The sequence below is a fragment of the Pseudomonas schmalbachii genome (assembly GCF_017589465.1).
Lineage (GTDB): Bacteria > Pseudomonadota > Gammaproteobacteria > Pseudomonadales > Pseudomonadaceae > Pseudomonas > Pseudomonas schmalbachii.
Window position 1 is genome coordinate 1 of record NZ_JAELYA010000017.1, and the last position, 1,313, is coordinate 1,313.

Below are 1,313 nucleotides of genomic sequence, written 5' to 3' on the forward strand. Positions count from 1 at the left end.
CAGGTAGCCGGATCAAGCGTATGCAGCCGCCGCATTGCATCAGCCATGATGGATACTTTCTCGGCAGGAGCAAGGTGAGATGACAGGAGATCCTGCCCCGGCACTTCGCCCAATAGCAGCCAGTCCCTTCCCGCTTCAGTGACAACGTCGAGCACAGCTGCGCAAGGAACGCCCGTCGTGGCCAGCCACGATAGCCGCGCTGCCTCGTCTTGCAGTTCATTCAGGGCACCGGACAGGTCGGTCTTGACAAAAAGAACCGGGCGCCCCTGCGCTGACAGCCGGAACACGGCGGCATCAGAGCAGCCGATTGTCTGTTGTGCCCAGTCATAGCCGAATAGCCTCTCCACCCAAGCGGCCGGAGAACCTGCGTGCAATCCATCTTGTTCAATCATGCGAAACGATCCTCATCCTGTCTCTTGATCAGAGCTTGATCCCCTGCGCCATCAGATCCTTGGCGGCAAGAAAGCCATCCAGTTTACTTTGCAGGGCTTCCCAACCTTACCAGAGGGCGCCCCAGCTGGCAATTCCGGTTCGCTTGCTGTCCATAAAACCGCCCAGTAGAAGCCATAGAGCCCACCGCATCCCCAGCATGCCTGCTATTGTCTTCCCAATCCTCCCCCTTGCTGTCCTGCCCCACCCCACCCCCCAGAATAGAATGACACCTACTCAGACAATGCGATGCAATTTCCTCATTTTATTAGGAAAGGACAGTGGGAGTGGCACCTTCCAGGGTCAAGGAAGGCACGGGGGAGGGGCAAACAACAGATGGCTGGCAACTAGAAGGCACAGTCGAGGCTGATCAGCGGGTTTAAACGGGCCCTCTAGACTCGAGCTATCAAGAACATTCGGCGGGGGCCAGAGATTTTTCGACGGTGTGCCCTTCGTGGGTGACCTGACAGGTCACGGACTGGTAGCTCTTCCACTGGTTGGCGGTCAGGTGCAGGAAGGAGCTGGCGGCGTACTTGTTGTTGGACTGCTTGCTTGGCTGGGTGGTGTCCACTCCCTGGGTCACGCTGTTTCCGTCGGCCTTCCAGTTCACCTTCACGGTGCGGGGGTAGAAGTCGGAGATCAGGCACACCAGGGTGGCCTTGTTGTCCTTCAGCTCCTCGGAGGAGGGAGGGAACAGGATCACGGATGGGGTCACGGCTGGCTGCCTCTTGATCTCCACCTTGGTGCCCTGGCCGAAGGTCCAGGGGTAGTTGTAGTCCTGCAGGCAGTAGTAGGTGGCGAAGTCCTCGGGCTGCAGGGAGCTGATGGTCAGGGTGAAGTCGGTTCCGGAGCCGCTGCCGGAGAACCGGCTGGGCACTCCGGAC

The 1,313-nt window shown here is 59.3% G+C and carries 2 protein-coding genes; both read right to left on the bottom strand.

Annotated features, from left to right (window positions below; all coding sequences use genetic code 11):
* A partial coding sequence (locus JFY56_RS24120) for a phosphotransferase (RefSeq protein WP_208316816.1) occupies positions 1 to 392 on the bottom strand: 392 nt, incomplete at its 3' end.
* A gap of 443 nt (positions 393 to 835) precedes the next feature.
* Positions 836 to 1,313: immunoglobulin domain-containing family protein (locus tag JFY56_RS24125; protein ID WP_208316817.1), on the bottom strand; the 478-nt coding region annotated here is incomplete at its 5' end.